19 protein-coding genes and 1 pseudogene are annotated in these 18230 nt (G+C 47.5%); 18 read left to right on the top strand and 2 right to left on the bottom strand.

Features of this window, described 5'->3' with window-relative positions:
* Nucleotides 1-76: 76 nt before the first annotated feature.
* The 5 genes from DWX91_RS10675 (at nucleotide 77) to DWX91_RS10660 (ending at nucleotide 4754) form a co-directional block, all read left to right on the top strand.
* Complete coding sequence (locus tag DWX91_RS10675; RefSeq protein WP_117796330.1) at nucleotides 77-1396, top strand: sodium-dependent transporter; 1320 nt, start codon at nucleotides 77-79, stop codon at nucleotides 1394-1396.
* 355 nt (nucleotides 1397-1751) lie between these two features.
* On the top strand, nucleotides 1752-2408 hold the full coding sequence (locus DWX91_RS10670) for a DUF6465 family protein (protein WP_118472122.1): 657 nt from the start codon (nucleotides 1752-1754) through the stop codon (nucleotides 2406-2408).
* Between the two features lie 538 nt (nucleotides 2409-2946).
* On the top strand, nucleotides 2947-3174 hold the full coding sequence (locus tag DWX91_RS10665) for a hypothetical protein (protein WP_118472121.1): 228 nt from the start codon (nucleotides 2947-2949) through the stop codon (nucleotides 3172-3174).
* Between the two features lie 189 nt (nucleotides 3175-3363).
* On the top strand, nucleotides 3364-3639 hold the full coding sequence (locus tag DWX91_RS18150; RefSeq protein WP_412693885.1) for a hypothetical protein: 276 nt from the start codon (nucleotides 3364-3366) through the stop codon (nucleotides 3637-3639).
* Nucleotides 3636-4754, top strand: coding sequence for an RsmF rRNA methyltransferase first C-terminal domain-containing protein (locus DWX91_RS10660; protein WP_412693884.1), 1119 nt, complete (start codon nucleotides 3636-3638; stop codon nucleotides 4752-4754). The genes DWX91_RS18150 and DWX91_RS10660 overlap by 4 nt, the downstream gene beginning before the upstream one ends.
* Here the strand turns inward: DWX91_RS10660 and DWX91_RS10655 are convergent.
* Nucleotides 4751-5638 carry an RluA family pseudouridine synthase gene (locus DWX91_RS10655; RefSeq protein ID WP_118472120.1) on the bottom strand — a complete coding sequence of 296 codons (888 nt, stop codon included), beginning with the start codon at nucleotides 5636-5638 and terminating at the stop codon, nucleotides 4751-4753. The genes DWX91_RS10660 and DWX91_RS10655 overlap by 4 nt on opposite strands.
* Nucleotides 5639-5931: 293 nt before the next feature.
* On the opposite strand from DWX91_RS10655, the gene purE reads away from it, so the two are divergent.
* The 8 genes from purE to DWX91_RS10615 all read left to right on the top strand — a co-directional run bounded on the left by purE (nucleotide 5932) and on the right by DWX91_RS10615 (nucleotide 13485).
* Nucleotides 5932-6444 (top strand): 5-(carboxyamino)imidazole ribonucleotide mutase, encoded by a 513-nt coding sequence (purE, locus tag DWX91_RS10650; protein ID WP_107000367.1) that lies wholly within the window; start codon nucleotides 5932-5934, stop codon nucleotides 6442-6444.
* 38 nt (nucleotides 6445-6482) lie between these two features.
* Nucleotides 6483-7514: a phosphoribosylformylglycinamidine cyclo-ligase gene (gene purM, locus DWX91_RS10645; RefSeq protein WP_118472119.1), complete on the top strand. Its 1032-nt coding sequence runs from the start codon at nucleotides 6483-6485 to the stop codon at nucleotides 7512-7514.
* Nucleotides 7508-8101: a phosphoribosylglycinamide formyltransferase gene (gene purN, locus DWX91_RS10640; protein WP_118467813.1), complete on the top strand. Its 594-nt coding sequence runs from the start codon at nucleotides 7508-7510 to the stop codon at nucleotides 8099-8101. Before purM ends, purN begins: the two co-directional genes overlap by 7 nt.
* Nucleotides 8102-8111: 10 nt before the next feature.
* On the top strand, nucleotides 8112-9386 hold the full coding sequence (gene purD / locus DWX91_RS10635; RefSeq protein ID WP_118472118.1) for a phosphoribosylamine--glycine ligase: 1275 nt from the start codon (nucleotides 8112-8114) through the stop codon (nucleotides 9384-9386).
* A gap of 190 nt (nucleotides 9387-9576) precedes the next feature.
* A complete protein-coding gene (gene rbr, locus DWX91_RS10630; protein ID WP_107000364.1) occupies nucleotides 9577-10116 on the top strand; it encodes a rubrerythrin in 540 nt (179 codons plus the stop codon).
* Nucleotides 10117-10497: 381 nt separating this feature from the next.
* On the top strand, nucleotides 10498-11757 hold the full coding sequence (locus tag DWX91_RS10625) for an NlpC/P60 family protein (protein ID WP_182435071.1): 1260 nt from the start codon (nucleotides 10498-10500) through the stop codon (nucleotides 11755-11757).
* 36 nt (nucleotides 11758-11793) lie between these two features.
* A complete protein-coding gene (locus DWX91_RS10620; RefSeq protein WP_118472116.1) occupies nucleotides 11794-12231 on the top strand; it encodes a ribonuclease Z in 438 nt (145 codons plus the stop codon).
* A 165-nt stretch (nucleotides 12232-12396) separates the two neighbouring features.
* A complete protein-coding gene (locus DWX91_RS10615; RefSeq protein ID WP_118472135.1) occupies nucleotides 12397-13485 on the top strand; it encodes a DNA/RNA non-specific endonuclease in 1089 nt (362 codons plus the stop codon).
* A 92-nt stretch (nucleotides 13486-13577) separates the two neighbouring features.
* Here DWX91_RS10615 and DWX91_RS10610 read toward each other — a convergent pair whose 3' ends face one another.
* Nucleotides 13578-14495 carry a helix-turn-helix domain-containing protein gene (locus DWX91_RS10610; RefSeq protein WP_118472115.1) on the bottom strand — a complete coding sequence of 306 codons (918 nt, stop codon included), beginning with the start codon at nucleotides 14493-14495 and terminating at the stop codon, nucleotides 13578-13580.
* A 124-nt stretch (nucleotides 14496-14619) separates the two neighbouring features.
* Here DWX91_RS10610 and DWX91_RS10605 point away from each other — a divergent pair, with 124 nt between their 5' ends.
* The 5 genes and pseudogenes from DWX91_RS10605 to DWX91_RS10585 all read left to right on the top strand — a co-directional run bounded on the left by DWX91_RS10605 (nucleotide 14620) and on the right by DWX91_RS10585 (nucleotide 18206).
* On the top strand, nucleotides 14620-15591 hold the full coding sequence (locus DWX91_RS10605; RefSeq protein ID WP_107000360.1) for a DMT family transporter: 972 nt from the start codon (nucleotides 14620-14622) through the stop codon (nucleotides 15589-15591).
* Nucleotides 15592-15604: 13 nt separating this feature from the next.
* A complete protein-coding gene (locus DWX91_RS10600) occupies nucleotides 15605-16558 on the top strand; it encodes a PDDEXK nuclease domain-containing protein (RefSeq protein ID WP_182431270.1) in 954 nt (317 codons plus the stop codon).
* 262 nt (nucleotides 16559-16820) lie between these two features.
* Nucleotides 16821-16967, top strand: a pseudogene (locus DWX91_RS18145) (hypothetical protein); the annotation flags it as partial.
* Nucleotides 16968-17016: 49 nt separating this feature from the next.
* Nucleotides 17017-17403, top strand: coding sequence for a hypothetical protein (locus DWX91_RS16655; protein WP_182435070.1), 387 nt, complete (start codon nucleotides 17017-17019; stop codon nucleotides 17401-17403).
* Nucleotides 17404-17576: 173 nt separating this feature from the next.
* Entirely contained in the window at nucleotides 17577-18206 is a 630-nt protein-coding gene (locus DWX91_RS10585) for a TetR/AcrR family transcriptional regulator (protein WP_021739680.1), read from the top strand.
* The last annotated feature ends 24 nt before the right edge of the window (nucleotides 18207-18230 follow it).

The following is an 18230-nucleotide window of genomic DNA, read 5'->3' as shown; positions in this document are numbered from 1 at the left end:
GATATAATAATCTGTATTGCGTTATAACGCAAGGCTATATCAAATATGAAATGAAAGAATACTAAGAGGGCTACACATGAGTAAAAACAAACAATGGGCGAGTAAGCTGGGCTTTATTATGGCGACGGCTGGGGCGGCGATTGGATTGGGAAATCTGTGGAAATTTCCATATCTGATGGGAAAGAACGGTGGATTTCCATTTCTGGTTGCGTATCTGTTTTTTATCGTCGTTCTCGGACTTCCGGTTATGATCACGGAAATGTCCCTGGGACGGAAGACGCGGCATGATCCGGTGCAGGCGTATGCGGACATTCATCCGCACGCACGGATTGTCGGTATATTCGGCGTACTGGCGGCGTTTATTATTTTGAGTTATTACAGCGTCATCGGCGGCTGGATTTTAAAGTATATTGCCAGCTATGTGACGACGGCGGCAGCGCCGGATTTTAACGCCTTTATCGGCAGCAGCGAGCCGGTGATCTGGCATATTGTATTTATGGCAGCGACTATAGCTGTCTGCTATTTTGGCATCAATGGCATTGAGAAAGCGAGCAAATTGATGATGCCGATGCTTCTGGTTCTGTTATTTGTCATCATTTTCAGAAGCGTGACGCTTCCGGGAGCTTCGAAAGGACTGTTATTTATCTTCCAGCCGGATTTTTCGGCGTTCACGCTTTCTTCTGTCAGCGCGGCACTGGGACAGGTGTTTTATTCCCTGAGTCTCTGTATGGGTATCACGATCACCTACGGAAGCTATCTGAGTGGAAAGGAAAATATTCCAAAAAGCTGTATGATCGTCGGTGGTCTGGACACCGTGATTGCGGTTCTCGCGGGTATCGCGATCTTTCCGGCAGTATTTGCCTTCGGTCTGGAGCCGGGACAGGGACCGGGACTGATTTTCGGCACACTGCCGATGGTATTTGCGAATATTGCGGGGGGAACTTTCTTTGCAATCCTGTTTTTTGCGCTGGTTTTTTTCGCAGCCGTTACGAGTGCGATCGCACTTCTGGAAGTCTGTGCCTCTTTTGCGATTGATTCGCTGGGCTGGGAACGCAAGCATGCGGCGCTTGTGATTGGTACGGCGATCACGCTGCTTGGCATTCCGAGTGCGCTGTCCTTCGGCGTCCTGAGTGATGTCACAATCCTGAATCAGTCGGTCTTTGATTTCGCCGGACTGGTAACGGATAATATTCTGATGCCGCTCGGTGGACTCACGATGTGCTACTATGTAGGCTGGAAATGGAAACCGGAGTATCTACTTGCGGAGATCGAGGCGGACGGTACGAAATTCCGTCTGGGAAAACTCTGGGTGTTCTGCATCCGATTCCTGACGCCGATTATGGTGGGAATCGTCAGTGTAACTGGATTTTATAATTTGTACTTGGCGATTCGGTAGGAAGAGCGGTTTTGTTGACAAAAACAGGAAATTGCCGTATAATTTGTTAAAGTTCAGACAAGGTCATGGAAATAGGGATAGGATGTGCTTGACGGTGGATCAAGGGCGGAAAAAGACCATTTGTGTGATAATCTGAATGGACAGACAACTTGGGGAAACTTGAATATAAGACAATTAAATTATGGGGATACCGCAGAATGACAAGGATGTGATTAGGCGGTGTCCCTACTTCGACTGTCGGGAATGAATCGGATATGAGGCATTGCCGCAGGCGGAAAAGCTGCGCCGTGTGAGTGAGCACAGAATCACAAGCCGGAAGACGTTGCGGAGAAAGCAGAGAAGGAGGATGAGATATATGGTTCAGAGAAAGAAAACATTAGCCAAGACAGCGGCAAAGAAATCTGTTTCAACGGAAGAGAAAAAGGTTCCGTCTGTTGTGGAGAAAAAAGAGACAGCCGTAGCTGAAGTAGCGAAGAAAGAAACGGCAGTGGCAGCAGTCGCAAAGAAAGAGACAGCGGTAGCGGAAGTAGCAAAGAAGGAAACAGCTGTGGCAGCCGTGGAGAAAAAAGAGACGGCAGTAGCATCCGTTCCGAAAAAGGAAACTGCACTGGCACACGTAGAGAAGAAAGAGACAGCCGTAGCGCCGGTACAGAAGAAGGAGACCGCCCTCGCAGAGAAGAAAGAGATGGCAGCAGCCGCAGGGAAAAAGGAGACAGATGTGACCGTAAAGAAAACAACTGCAAAGAGAACTACAAAGACAACCACAAAGACAACCACTGCAGCAAAGAAGACAGCTGAGAAAAAGGAAGTAAAGACAGTTGCATACGTACAGTACGCAGGTGCTGAGATTTCTATCGAGAAGCTGGAGGCAGAAGCAAAGAAAGCATATGCAGCTCTGGGACATAAAGAGGACGAGATTGAGACTCTGACCCTGTATGTTAAACCGGAAGAGCGTGCCGTTTACTATGTGGTAAATGGAGAAGGTTCCAGCGAGTACAAGATTGTGTACTAAGGTGGGCGTTCGGTGAAGTTTCCGGCTCTGTATGACGGGAAGTTTACATACCATATCTGCTTAAAATGAGGGAGCAGGTATAAAAATCTAAGAATGGTAAAAAGCCAGTTTTTATATCTTTGGTGTATTAAGAGAGATATAGAACTGGCTTTTTTTGTTGATAGGGAGATGTTTTAAAAACGCTTTGCAAGAATTACAACAGGGAATGCGGATGATTCGATGCCAGGCGTAGTGAAGGAAAAAACAGCCAGAACAGTACTCCAGCGGTTAAGGTCAGGCAAATTTCCATGGCACTGTTGATGATTCCCGATAAAATCCAGCTGTCCAGACAGAAAACACAAGAAGTCCAGAGAAGCAGGAGGCAGAGGCGCCCACGGGCAGCAGGAGAATCCAGAGAGTGAGTCAATTTGCTGAAAAAGGCAGTATTGGAGGGTGTTTGGGAATAACGGGCAGGAGCTGGGGACGAAAGATAGAGCTGCAAGCTTAAATAAAACAGATTATAAAGAAATAACAGTGCAGCCGCCAGTGCCAGAAGCGTGTGAAGGATAGCACAGACTGGGAGGTGCTCCGGGGTATAGGGCAGCAGGGCAGCGGCAGTGAGGAGAAGCAGGCAGCATTTTGCCTGGCGGGGGCGGTACAGGGAGAGTTGGGAGTAGAAAAAGCCGCCGCAGAGCAGGCACCAGAGAAAAAATTCTCCGCGTCGGTGCAGTGCGATGCTGATACTGGAAAAATTGGAAGAAAACAGATTGCATCCGCGTGTGAGTGAGAAACTAAAAAATGGGAGGAGAACGAACGTAAATATCCATCGAATCATGAGGATAGTGTGGGAAAATGGGGCGGAAAAGATACTGGAAAGAAGAGGCAGAAATAGTTGACGGAATTGCTGTTTATGTAATAGTATTATTATTTAGGAAAGATGAATTATATGTTTGATTAAGAAGGATAATACAAAACCATGATAAATTTACCAGCAGCATTTACTGAACGAATGAAACAGATGCTCGGCAGGGAGTACGATGCGTTTATCGCCAGTTACGACAAGGAGCGCTCACAGGGACTGCGCGTGAACGGACTGAAAACGGATCCGGCGGAATTTGCTAAGACGGCTCCATTTTCTCTGAATCCGGTTGCGTGGGCGGCGGAGGGATTCGCTTATGGGGCGGAGGATCGTCCGGGGCGTCATCCGTACACGATGCGGGCGTTTACTATATTCAGGAGCCGAGCGCGATGATTGCGGCTTCGCTTTTAAACCCGCAGCCGGGGGAAATGATTCTGGATCTGTGTGCGGCACCGGGAGGAAAATCGACGCAGGCGGCGGCGAGACTTAAAGGAGAAGGTCTTCTGGTGAGCAATGAGATCCATCCGGCGCGTGCAAAGATTCTCTCGCAGAATATCGAGCGCATGGGAATCCGGAATGCGGTTGTGACAAATGAAGATTCCGGGCGGCTGACGAAGTATTTTCCGGCATTTTTTGATGGGATCATCGTGGATGCACCGTGTTCCGGCGAGGGAATGTTCCGCAAGGATGAGACGGCGGTCACGGAATGGAGCCCGGAGAATGTGCGTCGCTGTGCTGGGCGGCAGCAGGAGATTCTTGAAAATGCGGCGATGATGCTGAAACCGGGCGGACGGCTGGTGTACTCCACCTGTACTTTTGCGCCGGAGGAGGACGAGCAGGCGATCGGACGTTTCTTAGAGGCACATCCAGAGTTTGCGCTAGAGGAAACGCCGGACTATCCGGGACTTTCGCACGGCGTTCCAGCCTGGGGGGCGGGTGTGACGGATGGAATCGAGAAAACGGTCCGTATCTGGCCGCACCGGACCGAGGGAGAAGGCCATTATGCGGCACTTCTTCGAAAAACGGGCGAGCCGGAGAGCGTGAAGCGTAAATATCCGGCTTCGATGAAGGACAAGAAGCTTCTGGCAGTCTATGAGGATTTCTGCAAAGAGATATTTATTGAGCTGAAGAAATGGACAGCGGACAGTACGATGACGATGTTTGGCGATCAGCTTTACCGGACGCCGGAGGAGATGGTCGATTTTAAGGGGCTGCGGGTGCTTCGCCCGGGGCTTCAGATGGGAGAATTTAAGAAAAATCGTTTTGAGCCGTCCCACGCGCTGGCACTTGCCCTGCATCCATCGGAGGTAAAACAGAACGTGAACCTGTCTGCCGACGCGCCAGAGACGGCGGCATACCTGCGCGGCGAGACGATCCAGCTTTCTGAGGAAGACGCCGGAAAAGGCTGGTGCCTTGTGAGTGTGGACGGGTATTCGCTCGGATGGGGCAAGAAGAGCGGCGGGACGCTGAAAAACCATTATCCGAAGGGACTGCGGAAGCAGTATTAATAGAAGAAGGAAAAATCCTCCGGCATCGGAGCCGTAAACTCCATTGCTTCCCCTGTGATCGGATGCCGGAATGCCACCGTATAGGAGTGAAGCGCCTGCCGTTCGATGAAGCGGTAATCCGGGTTGTATAGAAAATCCCCTAAAAGCGGGTGCCCGATGGCTTTCATGTGGACCCGGATCTGGTGGGTGCGCCCCGTTTCCAGGCGAAGCCGGACGAGGGAGCAGCCGAGATCGTCCCGGTAATCGAGACACCGGTAATGGGTGACGGCGTGTTCCCCATGATTCATATCGATGCAGCGTTCGATGGTGGAACTATCTTTTCGGGCGATCGGCAGATCGATGGTGCCGGATTTTTCTGGTTTACCGGCAACAATCGCGAGATATTCGCGGCGTATCTCTTTTTTTGCAGTCATGGCGGAGAGAAATGCGCCGCTTATTTTATGTTTGGCGATCAGCAGAAGACCGGTGGTGTCGCGGTCTAAGCGGTTCACGGCACGGAACACGAAATGTTCGCCCCGCGAGGCAAAACGGTACGCGAGGGCGTTTGCCAGCGTATTTTCATGGTGTCCCTGGGATGGGTGGACAGGCATTCCGGCGGCTTTGTTGAGTATTATGAGATCTTCGTCTTCATATACTATATCGATCGGAAGATTGACCGGAAGAATATCTGAGGAAACGGGTTCGTCCGGGAGAAAGAGTGTCAGGGTGTCTCCGATCTGAAGCGGTGTGTTCAGCCAGGATGGAGTCCCATTCAGGCAGATCTGCTCAGGGTTCTGTTTGAGCTCGATGAGGATGCGGCGGGAATATCCGGCATCGCGGAGGAAGGCGCCGATGGTGTCAGCTTTGTTTTTATTTGTAATAGTGTATGATAATGTCCGTTTCATTTAGGGAACCTCTTTGGGGTGAAAATGGGTTATTTGTTGTCATTCCAATAAGGATAACATAAAAGCAGGATGGGCTGCAATGTCAGAGTGAAATTTGTTCTTGATTACGGCTACATTATTTTGGAACAGGAAGCGCCACATGAGAACGTATGACGAAATTTTGAAGGATTCTCGAAACACTATTGACTTGCCATGAAAAACCTAGTATCATTACTAATAAGTAAGGCTGTTTTTATTCAAATTACTTATAAGTAGAACTAATAAATACAATGCAGAGAAAAGGAGAATGAACGATGGCAAAAGTAGGAATTGTAATGGGAAGCGATTCGGACATGCCGATCATGGCACAGGCAGCAGATTTTCTGGACAAGATGGGGATTGATTATGAAATGACAATCATTTCTGCACACCGTGAGCCAGACATCTTTTTTAACTATGCAAAATCCGCTGAGGAGAAAGGCTTTAAGGTTATCATTGCAGGTGCTGGTAAGGCAGCGCATCTGCCGGGTATGTGCGCGGCACTGTTTCCGATGCCGGTAATCGGTATTCCGATGAAAACCTCGGATTTAGGCGGAGTTGATTCTCTGTATTCGATCGTACAGATGCCGTCCGGTATTCCGGTTGCGACGGTAGCGATCAACGGCGGCAAGAATGCGGGTATTCTGGCAGCCAAGATTCTGGCAACTTCCGATCCGGAGCTTTTAGCAAAATTAAAAGCATACTCTGAGGAGATGAAGAACGAAGTGGCCGGTAAGGATGAGAAATTACAGAAACTGGGACATAAAGAGTATCTGGCACAGAAATAAATATTAAAAATATAAACAAGGACATACGGAGGAAAACCATGGATTACAAGAATTCCGGAGTAGATATTGAGGCTGGTTATAAGTCGGTAGAACTGATGAAAGAGCATGTAAAGAAAACGATGCGTGAGGAAGTGCTGGGAGGTCTGGGCGGCTTTGCCGGTGCATTCTCCCTGGCAAAGATTAAAGAGATGGAAGATCCGGTTCTCTTATCTGGTACGGACGGCTGTGGTACCAAGGTAAAACTGGCGATCATCATGGACAAGCATGACACGATCGGTATCGACGCGGTTGCGATGTGTGTCAACGACATTGCATGTGCAGGCGGCGAGCCGCTGTTTTTCCTGGACTATATTGCCTGCGGCAAGAACTATCCGGAAAAGATCGCGGATATCGTAAAAGGCGTTGCAGAAGGCTGCTTACAGTCGGAGGCAGCTCTGATCGGCGGCGAGACAGCTGAGCATCCGGGGCTGATGCCGGAGGAAGATTATGATCTGGCTGGTTTTGCTGTCGGCGTGGTTGATAAAAAAGACATGATTACCGGCGAAAACCTGAAACCGGGTGATGTACTGATCGGTATGGCATCCACCGGCGTTCACAGCAATGGTTTCTCCCTGGTCCGCAAGGTATTTGAGAAGGAACTCAACAAAGAGGGACTGGAGACCTACTATGAGGAGTTGGGAACCACGCTTGGCGAGGCACTTCTGGCACCGACCCGTATCTATGTAAAGGCGCTGAAAGCAGTGAAGAATGCAGGCGTGACTGTGAAAGCGTGCAGCCATATCACAGGCGGCGGCTTCTATGAGAATGTTCCGCGTATGCTGAAAGACGGTGTTCGCGCAGTCATCAAGAAAGACAGCTATCAGATTCCGCCGATCTTCGGTATGTTGGCGAAGAAAGGCGATATTGAGGAGCATATGATGTACAATACCTACAACATGGGTATCGGCATGGTTGTAGCAGTCGATGCGGCTGATGCAGAGCGAACGATGGAGGCAATGAAGTCCGCTGGCGATACACCGTACATCATCGGTTCCATTGAGGCAGGAGAAAAGGGAGTAACATTATGCTAAGAGTCGTTGTAATGGTGTCTGGCGGCGGTACAAATCTGCAGGCAATCCTGGATGCGGTTGATAACGGCAAGATCACGAACGCAGAAGTTGTGGCGGTTATCAGCAACAATGAGGGCGTTTATGCGATTGAGCGCGCGAAAAAACACGGTGTCCCGGCGTTTGTTGTGACTCCGAAGGCGTATGAGACGCGAGATGCATTCGATGAGGCGCTTTTAGAGACCGTCAAGGCGTGTAAGCCGGATCTCATCGTTCTGGCTGGATTTCTTGTGAAGATTCCGGCGGCGATGATCGAGGCATACAGAAATAAAATTATCAATATCCACCCGTCCCTGATTCCGTCCTTCTGTGGCGTCGGCTATTATGGACTGAAGGTGCATGAGGCGGCACTGGCGCGCGGCGTCAAGGTAACGGGCGCGACGGTTCACTATGTGGATGAGGGAACCGATACCGGTCCGATCCTCTTCCAGAAAGCCGTAGAGGTGCAGCCGGATGATACGCCGAAGACGCTGCAGCAGCGCGTGATGGAACAGGCAGAGTGGGTACTGCTTCCGCAGGCGATCGATGCGATTGCAAACGGAAGAATATAAGGAGAAGAACATGAAAGTTTTAATCGTTGGCAGCGGCGGACGTGAGCATGCGATCGCATGGAAAGTGGCTCAGAGTCCGAAGGTAGATAAAATTTATTGTGCACCGGGCAATGCAGGAATCGCAGAGTATGCAGAGTGTGTGCCGATCAGTGCAATGGAATTTGATAAGCTGGCGGCATTTGCGAAAGAGCATGAGGTTGATCTGACCGTGATTGGCATGGACGATCCGCTGGTCGGCGGTATCGTGGATGTGTTCGAGGCACAGGGACTGCGTGTATTTGGACCGAGAAAAAATGCGGCGATTCTGGAAGGATCGAAGGCATTTTCCAAGGATCTGATGAAGAAATACAACATTCCGACCGCAGCCTATGAGACTTTTACCGATCCGCACAAGGCGCTGGAATACTTACAGACCGCTAAGATGCCGATCGTTTTGAAAGCAGATGGTCTGGCACTTGGAAAAGGTGTTCTGATCTGCAATACTTTAGAGGAAGCAGAGGCAGGCGTCAAGGAGATCATGGAGGACAAGAAGTTTGGTTCTGCCGGCAATCAGATGGTCATCGAGGAGTTCATGACAGGACGCGAGGTTTCTGTCCTTTCCTTCGTCGATGGCGATACGATCCGCATTATGACCTCCTCCCAGGACCACAAGCGGGCGCTGGACGGCGATCAGGGCTTAAATACAGGCGGTATGGGAACCTTCTCACCAAGCCCGTTCTACACAAAAGAAGTAGATGAATTCTGCAAAAAGTACATCTATCAGCCGTCGGTTGACGCGATGAAGAAGGAAGGACGTATCTTCAAGGGAATCATTTTTTTCGGTCTGATGCTGACCGAAGATGGTCCGAAGGTGCTGGAATACAATGCTCGTTTCGGCGATCCGGAGACACAGGTTGTCCTGCCGCGCATGAAGAACGATATCGTGGAAGTCTTTGAGGCATGTATCGACGGAACCCTGGATCAGATCCAGCTGGAATTTGAGGACAATGCGGCAGTCTGTGTTGTTCTGGCGTCGGATGGTTATCCGGTGAAATATGAAAAAGGTTTCAAGATTCACGGTCTGGAGAAATTCAAAGACACGGACGGTTACTATGTATTCCACGCGGGCACGAAGTTTGATGAGGACGGCGACATCGTGACAAACGGCGGTCGAGTGCTGGGCGTTACTGCAAAGGGCAAAGACCTGAAAGAGGCGCGCGCCAATGCATACAAGGCGACCGAGTGGATCGATTTTGCTAACAAATATATGCGCCATGATATCGGGCATGCGATTGATGAGGCGTAGGGGAAGCGGTAGGTAGTAGATTCCTATTTAGAAAAGAAACGGGGATATCAGATTTGAACGTCTGATATCCCTGTTTTTGTCTGGATGTTGGAAAAAAATGCTTTTGAAAAACATATTAAAAACATTCAAGCGTGCTATAATAGAAAGAAAAGACGAACTGTTTTCATGCAATTAAAAGGAGGACAATGCAATGGCTAACAAATATGCAGGAACCCAGACGGAAAAGAACCTGAGGGAGGCTTTTTCTGGTGAATCACAGGCAAGAAATAAATATACCTATTTTGCATCCAAGGCAAAAAAAGAGGGATTTGAGCAGATTTCCGCCCTTTTTTTAAAGACCGCAGACAATGAGAAAGAACACGCAAAGATGTGGTTTAAGGAATTAGACGGTCTGGGAAATACCGCAGAGAATCTGGCATCTGCTGCAGACGGCGAGAACTATGAGTGGACAGATATGTATGATGGATTTGCCAAGACGGCTGAGGAAGAAGGATTCCCGGAACTGGCAGCGAAATTCCGTATGGTAGCGGAGATTGAAAAGCACCATGAAGAGCGCTACCGTGCCCTGCTTCACAATGTGGAAGCACAGGAAGTATTTAAGAAGAGCGAAGTGAAGGTATGGGAATGCCGCAACTGCGGTCATATCGTAGTAGGCGAGAAAGCACCGGAAGTCTGTCCGGTATGCGCACATCCGCAGGCTTATTTCGAGGTTCATGCGGAGAATTACTAAATCTGGGGACTCAATCGTGGAAGCAGATGCCTTTTGTGGGAATGTGAGACGCAAGAGGTAGTTCTGGATTTGGTATGTGATTGAGTATCAGTAATGTGAGTTAGAGTGGATATGCCATGGACGGCGAGGATCTGATGGATTTGCTGGTCAGTCAGCTGGGGGCACTTTCGGAAACGACGAGACGCCAGCTGGGGGGCTGCCGATTCCTTATTGTGTATAAAAAAGGAAGATGCATCATATAAAAGATACGAAAATTAAGCAGGCTGTTTTGGAACAGTTCATATGAGATCGTCTTTTTTATCATTCGCACCAGATGTTTCGAAGGAACAATGCCGGGTAGAACATTGGATTGACACAGGAAATGCGCCAGGAACAGTAAAAATGACGCCGGAAGAAATTGAAAATTTGAATGCACGGATTTTACGGACATCTGGAACGGAAATGCATGATTTGAAAAATGAAGCCTTTGCCAAAGAAGAGAGAGTTGTTTATGATAAATGGTGTGGAAATTTCTTATCATTTGGGATACAGGGGATAAATTGGACTGTGCGTGATGCTCAAAATTCCGTGGATAAAAATGTTCATATCAAATATGGAATCGCGATTTCACAGGGGTTGATCAAACAGTTTCCGATGGAGACTTTTTTAGCCGATGAGGAGGATCCATCCGATCCGGAGTGGGATGAGGCAGCACTTTGTCTCTGTATGGTCGGGGAACCGCTTTTGATTTTGGGTTCGGTGCAGGAGGAGAGTTATCTGTATGTCCGGAATGAATGCAGCGAGGGCTGGATATCGGCAGAGTCGGTGGCAGTCTGTCGGAACCGGGCGGAATGGCTGATGGCGGCATTTCCGATCCATCCGTTAGTAGTGACAGGGGACATGGTCTGGCTGGAAGCAAGTGCGGTCTATCCGGGAACCAGTGCATACCGGCTTCGGATGGGTACGGTGTTGGAATTGTGCGTGGAAGAAGGAATTCCAGAGATAAAAGAAACAATAGAAACAAACAGAATAAAAGGGACAGGAGCGCTAATAGAGACAACAGAAGCACAGGCAGAACAGAGGGTACAGAACAGACTGTCTTGGAATAATTACATCGTCTGGCTTCCATGCCGCGCCCCGGATGGCAGTTTCTTCCGGCAAAAAGGACTGATTCCGATGAGCCGGGATGTATCAGTGGGGTATTTGAATCTGACAACCGGTGGGATTCTTAAACAGGCATTCAAGTGCCTGGGAGATCGTTACGGCTGGGGCGGGATGCTGGAAAGCCGGGATTGTTCTTCCTATATCCGGGAAGTGTACCGCTGTTTTGGATGGATCCTGCCTCGCAATACGACCGGTCAGCTGCAGATGCCAGTTAGAAAAATAGAGCTGGCGGGGCGGTGCTGCTCAGAAAAAGAGCAGATTTTAAGAGCATTAGAACCGGGCACACTTCTATATTTTCCGGGACATGTGATGATGTATCTGGGATATGAGAATGACAATTTTTATGTCATAAACGATGTGAGCAGGCTGGTAAAAGAAGGAGAAACGATGCCAGTGCGTGTACGATCGGTGATTGTCAATACGCTGGCAGTCAGACGTCCCAATCTGCGGACTTGGATGGAGGAGCTGACGCTTGCTTTGATTCCTTGGGAAACATGAAGCGTACAGCAGACAGAAAAAGGGAGAAAAAGAGAGATGAAGATAATTGTATGTGTGGATAATCAGAACGGCATGATGTTCAATCACAGACGGCAGAGCCAGGACCGCGTGCTTAGAAAGCGTATTCTAGAGCTGACAGGTGGGAAAAAACTGTGGATGAATGCATACAGCCAGAAACAGTTTTTACAGGTGAATGGAAATATGTCAAAAGAACAGGAACAATCCGGGCAGATTCAGGCAGATGAAGCGTTTTTGGAAAAGGCGGGGCCGGGAGAGTACTGTTTTGTCGAGAACAAGGATGTTGTTCCGTATGAGAGCCGGATCGAAGAAGTGATTCTTTGTCATTGGAACCGGGATTATCCGGCAGATATGTATTTTAAGATGGATCTGGGCAGCTGGAAGCTGGCAGAAACGCAGGAATATGCGGGTTCCTCGCATGAGAAAATCACAGAAGAGCGGTATGTGCGCAGGTAAAAAATATACATAAAAAGTAAGTACAATATAAAAGAGTAAGAAAAACATAAAAAACAAGTCAAATATAAAAAAGAGCCGGTTCTGCACCTGAAAATCAGGCGCCAGAACGCGCAAATCTACATGGCTCTGAAAGGGATAGGCTTAAACGGAAAGGCAGAAATTCATATGAGAAAATTGAAAATGTGGCTTCTGGGGCTGGCTGCAGCGGCGATGCTGTCTGTTTCAGCGTGCGCGCAGGAGATTCCAGAGGAAAGTCTGAATGGAAACGGAAGTGTCAGCGCGGAGGAAAATCAGGCGGAAAGTGCGGACGGAGATTCGCAGGCGGTGTCATCGTCAGAAAATGGTGGAAACCGTGTATCTTCTGCTTCGGGAACGTCATTTAATCTGGCGGATGTACCGGCATATTCCGGTCAGCCGTATGTGGCGGTCAATGGAAATGTGCCGTATTTTACCGATGCGGACCTGACGGATGTATCATTTGAGAGTTACAGTGATCTGGACAGCCTGGGGCGCTGCGGCGTGGCATATGCTTCGGTCTCGCAGGACACGATGCCGACGGAGAAGCGCGGCTCGATCGGGGAAGTCAAGCCGACGGGCTGGCATACGGCGAAGTATGACAATGTGGATGGAAAGTATCTCTATAACCGCTGTCATCTGATCGGCTACCAGCTTACGGCGGAGAATGCCAATGTCGAAAACCTGATTACCGGAACCCGCTATCTGAACGTACAGGGAATGCTGCCATTTGAAAATCTGACAGCCGATTACGTGAAAGAAACCGGAAACCATGTCATGTACCGCGTGACACCGGTTTTTGAGGGCAATAATCTGGTTGTCTCCGGCGTCCTGATGGAGGCGGAATCCGTCGAGGATCAGGGCGAGGGAGTGCTGTTCTGCGTGTACGTCTATAATGTCCAGCCGGGTATTGCGATCGATTATGCGACAGGAGAAAGCTGGGCGGACGGTTCTGGAAGTGCGGGAAGCACAGCCGGACAGGGAACGGCTGGAAATGGCAGCAGCCAGAATCAATCGGCTGGATCGGGAGCAGCTGGTTCGTCGGGAGGCGGCGCTGGATCCTCTGGAAGCAGCGCGACGGTTCAGACCTACATTCTCAATACCAACTCGAAAAAATTTCATCTTCCAAGCTGCACATCTGTCACCCAGATGAAGGCGGCAAACCGGCAGGAATTTACCGGTACGCGCAATGAAGTGATTGCAGAGGGATATGAACCATGTAAGAACTGCAATCCCTGATAAAACAGGGATGCAAAGTGTCTCGTTTGTGCTGTGTATGGAAAGAATCGGATGAGAACACGGTTAAGGAAGTTTCAAGAAGAAGCAATTCCTTAAAGAAAAGTTATAAGAGAAATTTTCCGCTTACGATACGCCCCCGGTGTACATCCGGTCAGGCGTTTGAAACAGGAAGAATAGTAGCTTTGTGTTGTAAAGCCGGAGCTTTGGGCAATTTCCGCGATAGATAGGCGGGAGTTGTTCAAAAGCTCCTGGCTTTTTTTGATCCGGTATTCAAGGAGATACTGGAAAATCGTGATGCCAGTCATCCGTTTGAAAAAACGTTCACATTCTTCCGGACAGAGGCAGACTGCGTCAGAGATCTCGCGCAGGGTGATTTTCTGCGAGTAATGCGCCTGCAAGTAGTGAAAAATCTCTTTCAGGCGGCTGTTGGCGGCAGAAGTATCACCGCGTTTATTGAACGTGGATTCGTCTTGACGGAGAAAGCGCCAGGCGATGATCCAGAGGGAAAACAGGATACCATATACCTGAAACGAGCTTTCAGGTGTGTGATTCTCTGAAAGCTGTAAAATACGGCAGATGGAGTCCGCCAGCAGAGAGCCGTCGGGGGTGAGGGCGTCAAACTGGAAAAAAGACAAGGTTTCCTCATTCAAAAGGGGCAGAACCATCGCATCCGACAAAGCAGCCCCGCTGGCAGCAGTCAGAAGCGCCGGGGAAAAATTGATGCAGTAGTAGGAGGAATCCGTCGTCAATGGCAAAGCGCTGTGGACGAGCCGCCGGTTTAAAAAAATACCGCAGCCGGACGAAATCGGGAATCTGGAACCAGGCGTCTGAAAACAGACCTCGCCGCGCTCGACCAGGCAGAACTGGAAATCTTCATGCCAGTGCCAGCTCACAAGCTGATAAGACGGATCGGAAAAGTCGGTTCGGTACACCGAAACCGGAAAATCCGGGAAAATACGAATCAGGTTTTCCTCCCGGTCAGAATTTATGGAAAGATAGTTTGTAATCATAATAACCTCAATATAATGAAAAAATAAGCCGATATTTTTATATATAAATAAAGATAATACCGATATAATGATAAAGTCAATGAAAAAGAACGAAACTCATAAAAGAATAGTGGAGAAATGAAAGATGTTAAAAAGAAATAGAGATGGAAAGAATCAAATGAACATCAAGGAGTCGAATCATGCCACAGAAAAACAGGCATCAAATTCCACAGAAGTTCCTTCTTCGTCTGCCCGCCTCGGCGCTCTCTGCTGCATGATCGGTGCGACTAGCTGGGGATTTTCGGGAACATGCGGGGAGGCACTGTTTTCATCCTACCCGATCGATGCGGCGTGGGTGACGGCGCTTAGAATGCTGGGGGCGGGGACGATTCTTCTGCTTGCTGCCGCTGCGAAGGGAAAATTGCCGGTGCGGGCACTGGTTCAGGATAAGAAAGCGATGGCTCAGATGGTGCTGTTTTCGTTTCTGGGATTGGTGCTGTCCCAGTATGCGTACTTAAATGCAATCAAATGGACCAATTCGGGAACGGCGACGGTGCTGCAGAATTTATCGATTATCTTCGTGGCGGTCTTTGTATGCGCGGCAGAACGTACATTGCCCACGAAACGGACGTTTTTCTGTATCTGTCTGGCATTCTTTGGAGTCTGGCTGATCGCGACGGGAGGAAGACTGGACGGCATGGAACTGACGGCGAAGGGACTTTTCTGGGGAATCATGGGAGGTGTCGGCGCAGCTGCGTATTTCCTGCTTTCAAAAAATCCGGTGAAGCAGTGGGGAAGTATTCCTGCAACCGGGATGGGAATGTTTATCGGCGGCGTGTTTCTATCGGGAGCCGTCCGCATCTGGGAAGTTCCGGCGGGGCTGGACGGTCATGCCGCATTTTATCTGGGTGTGCTTGTGATACTGGGAAGTGCGGTTGCGTATACTCTTTTTTTAAAGGGAGTTTCTTTGACGGGACCGGTGCGCGCTTCGGTGCTTGCCTGCCTGGAACCGCTGACGGCGGCGTGCCTGTCAGCGGTCTGGCTGAATTCCGTTTTTACACCGGCAGAGTTGATTGGATTCGTCTGTATTCTGGCGACGGTTTTGATTATGAAATAGTATAAAAAAAGTTGTGAATGATGCCATTATTTCTCTTAATTGGGGAATTGGAAAAAGACTTAGTGTGGAGTTAACTGGAAATAATAAGCCTGAGTATGGAAAAAAGGTTGTTGCAGAAGTCAGTAAACGGCTGGAACAGGAGTATGGTTCGGGATTTGATAAAACATCAATTTCAAGAATGATTAAGTTTTATCAGGAATTTCCTGACTTCGAAAAAGTTGCGACATTGTCGCAACAATTGACCTGGTCGCATTTTGTAGAGATTCTGCCAATACAAGATGAGTTAAAAAGAGATTTTTATGCTGCAATGTGTATGCAGGAAAACTGGTCAGTGCGAACACTGCGTGAAAGAAAAAAATCCATGCTTTATGAACGAACTGCAATATCGAAGAAACCAGAAGAAACGATTAAAAATGAAATTGCGGAATTACGAGATGATGGAAAAATGAGTCTGGATCTTTTTTACAGAGATCCATATATGCTTGATTTTCTCGGTTTACGTGATACTTATAGTGAAAAAGATTTAGAAAATGCTATTCTTGCAGAATTAGAAAAATTTATTCTGGAAATGGGATCGGATTTTGCATTTTTAGCAAGACAGAAACATTTTGTACTGGATGGCAAGGACTACTATATGGATTTATTATTCTATCATAGAGGCTTGAGAAGGTTGGTTCTTGTTGAACTAAAGCTTGGGGAATTTGAACCGCAGGATAAAGGACAAGTCGAGCTGTATTTGCGATGGCTGGAAAAGAATGAAAGAGTGGAAGGTGAAGAAAGTCCGGTTGCACTTATATTATGTGCAGAAAAATCACAGGAAACTATAGAATTAATGCAATTGGATCATGGAAATATTCATGTGGGACAGTATATGACCAAAATGCCTCCAAAAGAACTTTTAGAACAGAAGCTATCCCTTGCTATTGCAAATGCGAGAGAATTGTTAGAACAAAGGAAAGAAGAATAGAAATTTTCAATTTAATAATGAAGTGCAGAGAAAGGCGTGAGTCATAGAAATGTGGCTTGCGTCTTTTTCTGTCTGGAAAGGAAGTGAGATAGAATGGCACAGATTTTTCGTGTAGAGAGAACTAAGAATTTTACGGTAATGAGTAATCACCATTTCAAGAATAAGAAGCCAGATTGAAAAAGGGGAAGTCATTGCATGGAGCAAAGATAAATATAACCTGTTCCATCAGCAGGTGAAAGACAGCTTAGTAGCGGATTGTGCAATGGCAGTGTTAAAAGCACTGGAAAATTGTATCAGCAAAGAAAAGTTTAAGGAAAAAATGAAACAGTTTGGATGGAATGTAAATTGGACAGAGAAACGGAAGCACATTACTTTTCAGAACCAGGATGGGAAGAAGGTGAGAGACAGCAATCTGTCAAAAACATTTCATCTGGATATCAGCAAGGAGGGACTAGAGAATGAATTTGATAGAAATAGGAAAAAATCCAGAGATATTGAAATCAGAGAAAGCAGAGCAGCCGAAGAACTTAGAAATTATTACAGAGAACTTGACACAGCCATCGCAGCTGCCGGAGGAATCACCGATCAAGCTCAAAGTAGAAAAAGATCTTCTAATGCAGAGTTTCGAGAGAGCGAAAGAGTTCATGCGGACACAGAAAAAGCAGATACAGATGCTGGAAGAAGAGAAACAGACGATCTTGTCCGACAGGCAGAGATTGCGAGAAGAAGTTCGGAAATCAACCGTAGGAATTCAGTGTCTGACAACCGAATTGTCCGAAACGCAGAAGCTGAATCAATCGCTTCAGCAGAGCAACGACGATCTGAGGAACAGAAAATCTGTCTGAATAGAACAGACTTGTAAAACTGCAGAAAGCATCTGCGGAGTGGAAACTGAATACACGAGGAAAATAAAAAATTGAAACACCAAGACTTGACAAATTCCTGTAATGAGTTAAAATATAACAGTGTTATATAGCACTGTTATATTTTGAAAAGAAGTTTAGAGGATACGAAAAGAATGTCGACGAAAGCAGAAGATACACAGAAAAACATATTAGATACAGCCAGAAAACATTTTCTGAAAGATGGTTTGACAGGAGCATCTTTAAGAAATATTGTAAAAGATGCAGGACTTACTACTGGCGCATTTTACAAATATTATCCGACGAAAGAGGCACTTTTTGATGCACTGACGGATCCTTATATGGAACATATTTATCAGATTTATGACCAGATCGTTGAGGAGTTTGAAAAGCTTTCTGCCAGTGATCAGACAAGGAATATGTCGGATACATCCAGTGATGGGATGGAGCAGATGGTTGATTATATCTATGATCATTATGATAATTTCAGATTATTGTTGAAATGCGGAGACAGTGGAAAATTTGAATTATTCATACACAATATGGTAGAGCGGGAAATGAAGTCCAGCCTGAATTATATGGAAAAGATGAAAGAGAACGGTGTAAAAATACCGATTGTAGAGGAAAGCCTTATGCATATGATCTATACGGGATTTTTTTCATCAGTATTTCAGATCATTGAGCATGATATAGACAGGGAGACTGCAAAGAAAAATGTACATCAACTGAAAGAATTTAATACAGGTGGCTGGGAACGATTGTGGAATATTGAATTTCCAGTATAACTGATGCAGGAATTCTGAATAGGT

The sequence above is a fragment of the Clostridium sp. AF22-10 genome, from assembly GCF_003478725.1.
Classification (GTDB): Bacteria; Bacillota; Clostridia; order Lachnospirales; family Lachnospiraceae; genus Otoolea; species Otoolea fessa.
The sequence above is the reverse complement of the archived record's forward strand: the minus strand, read 5'-3'. Positions and strand labels throughout refer to the sequence as shown.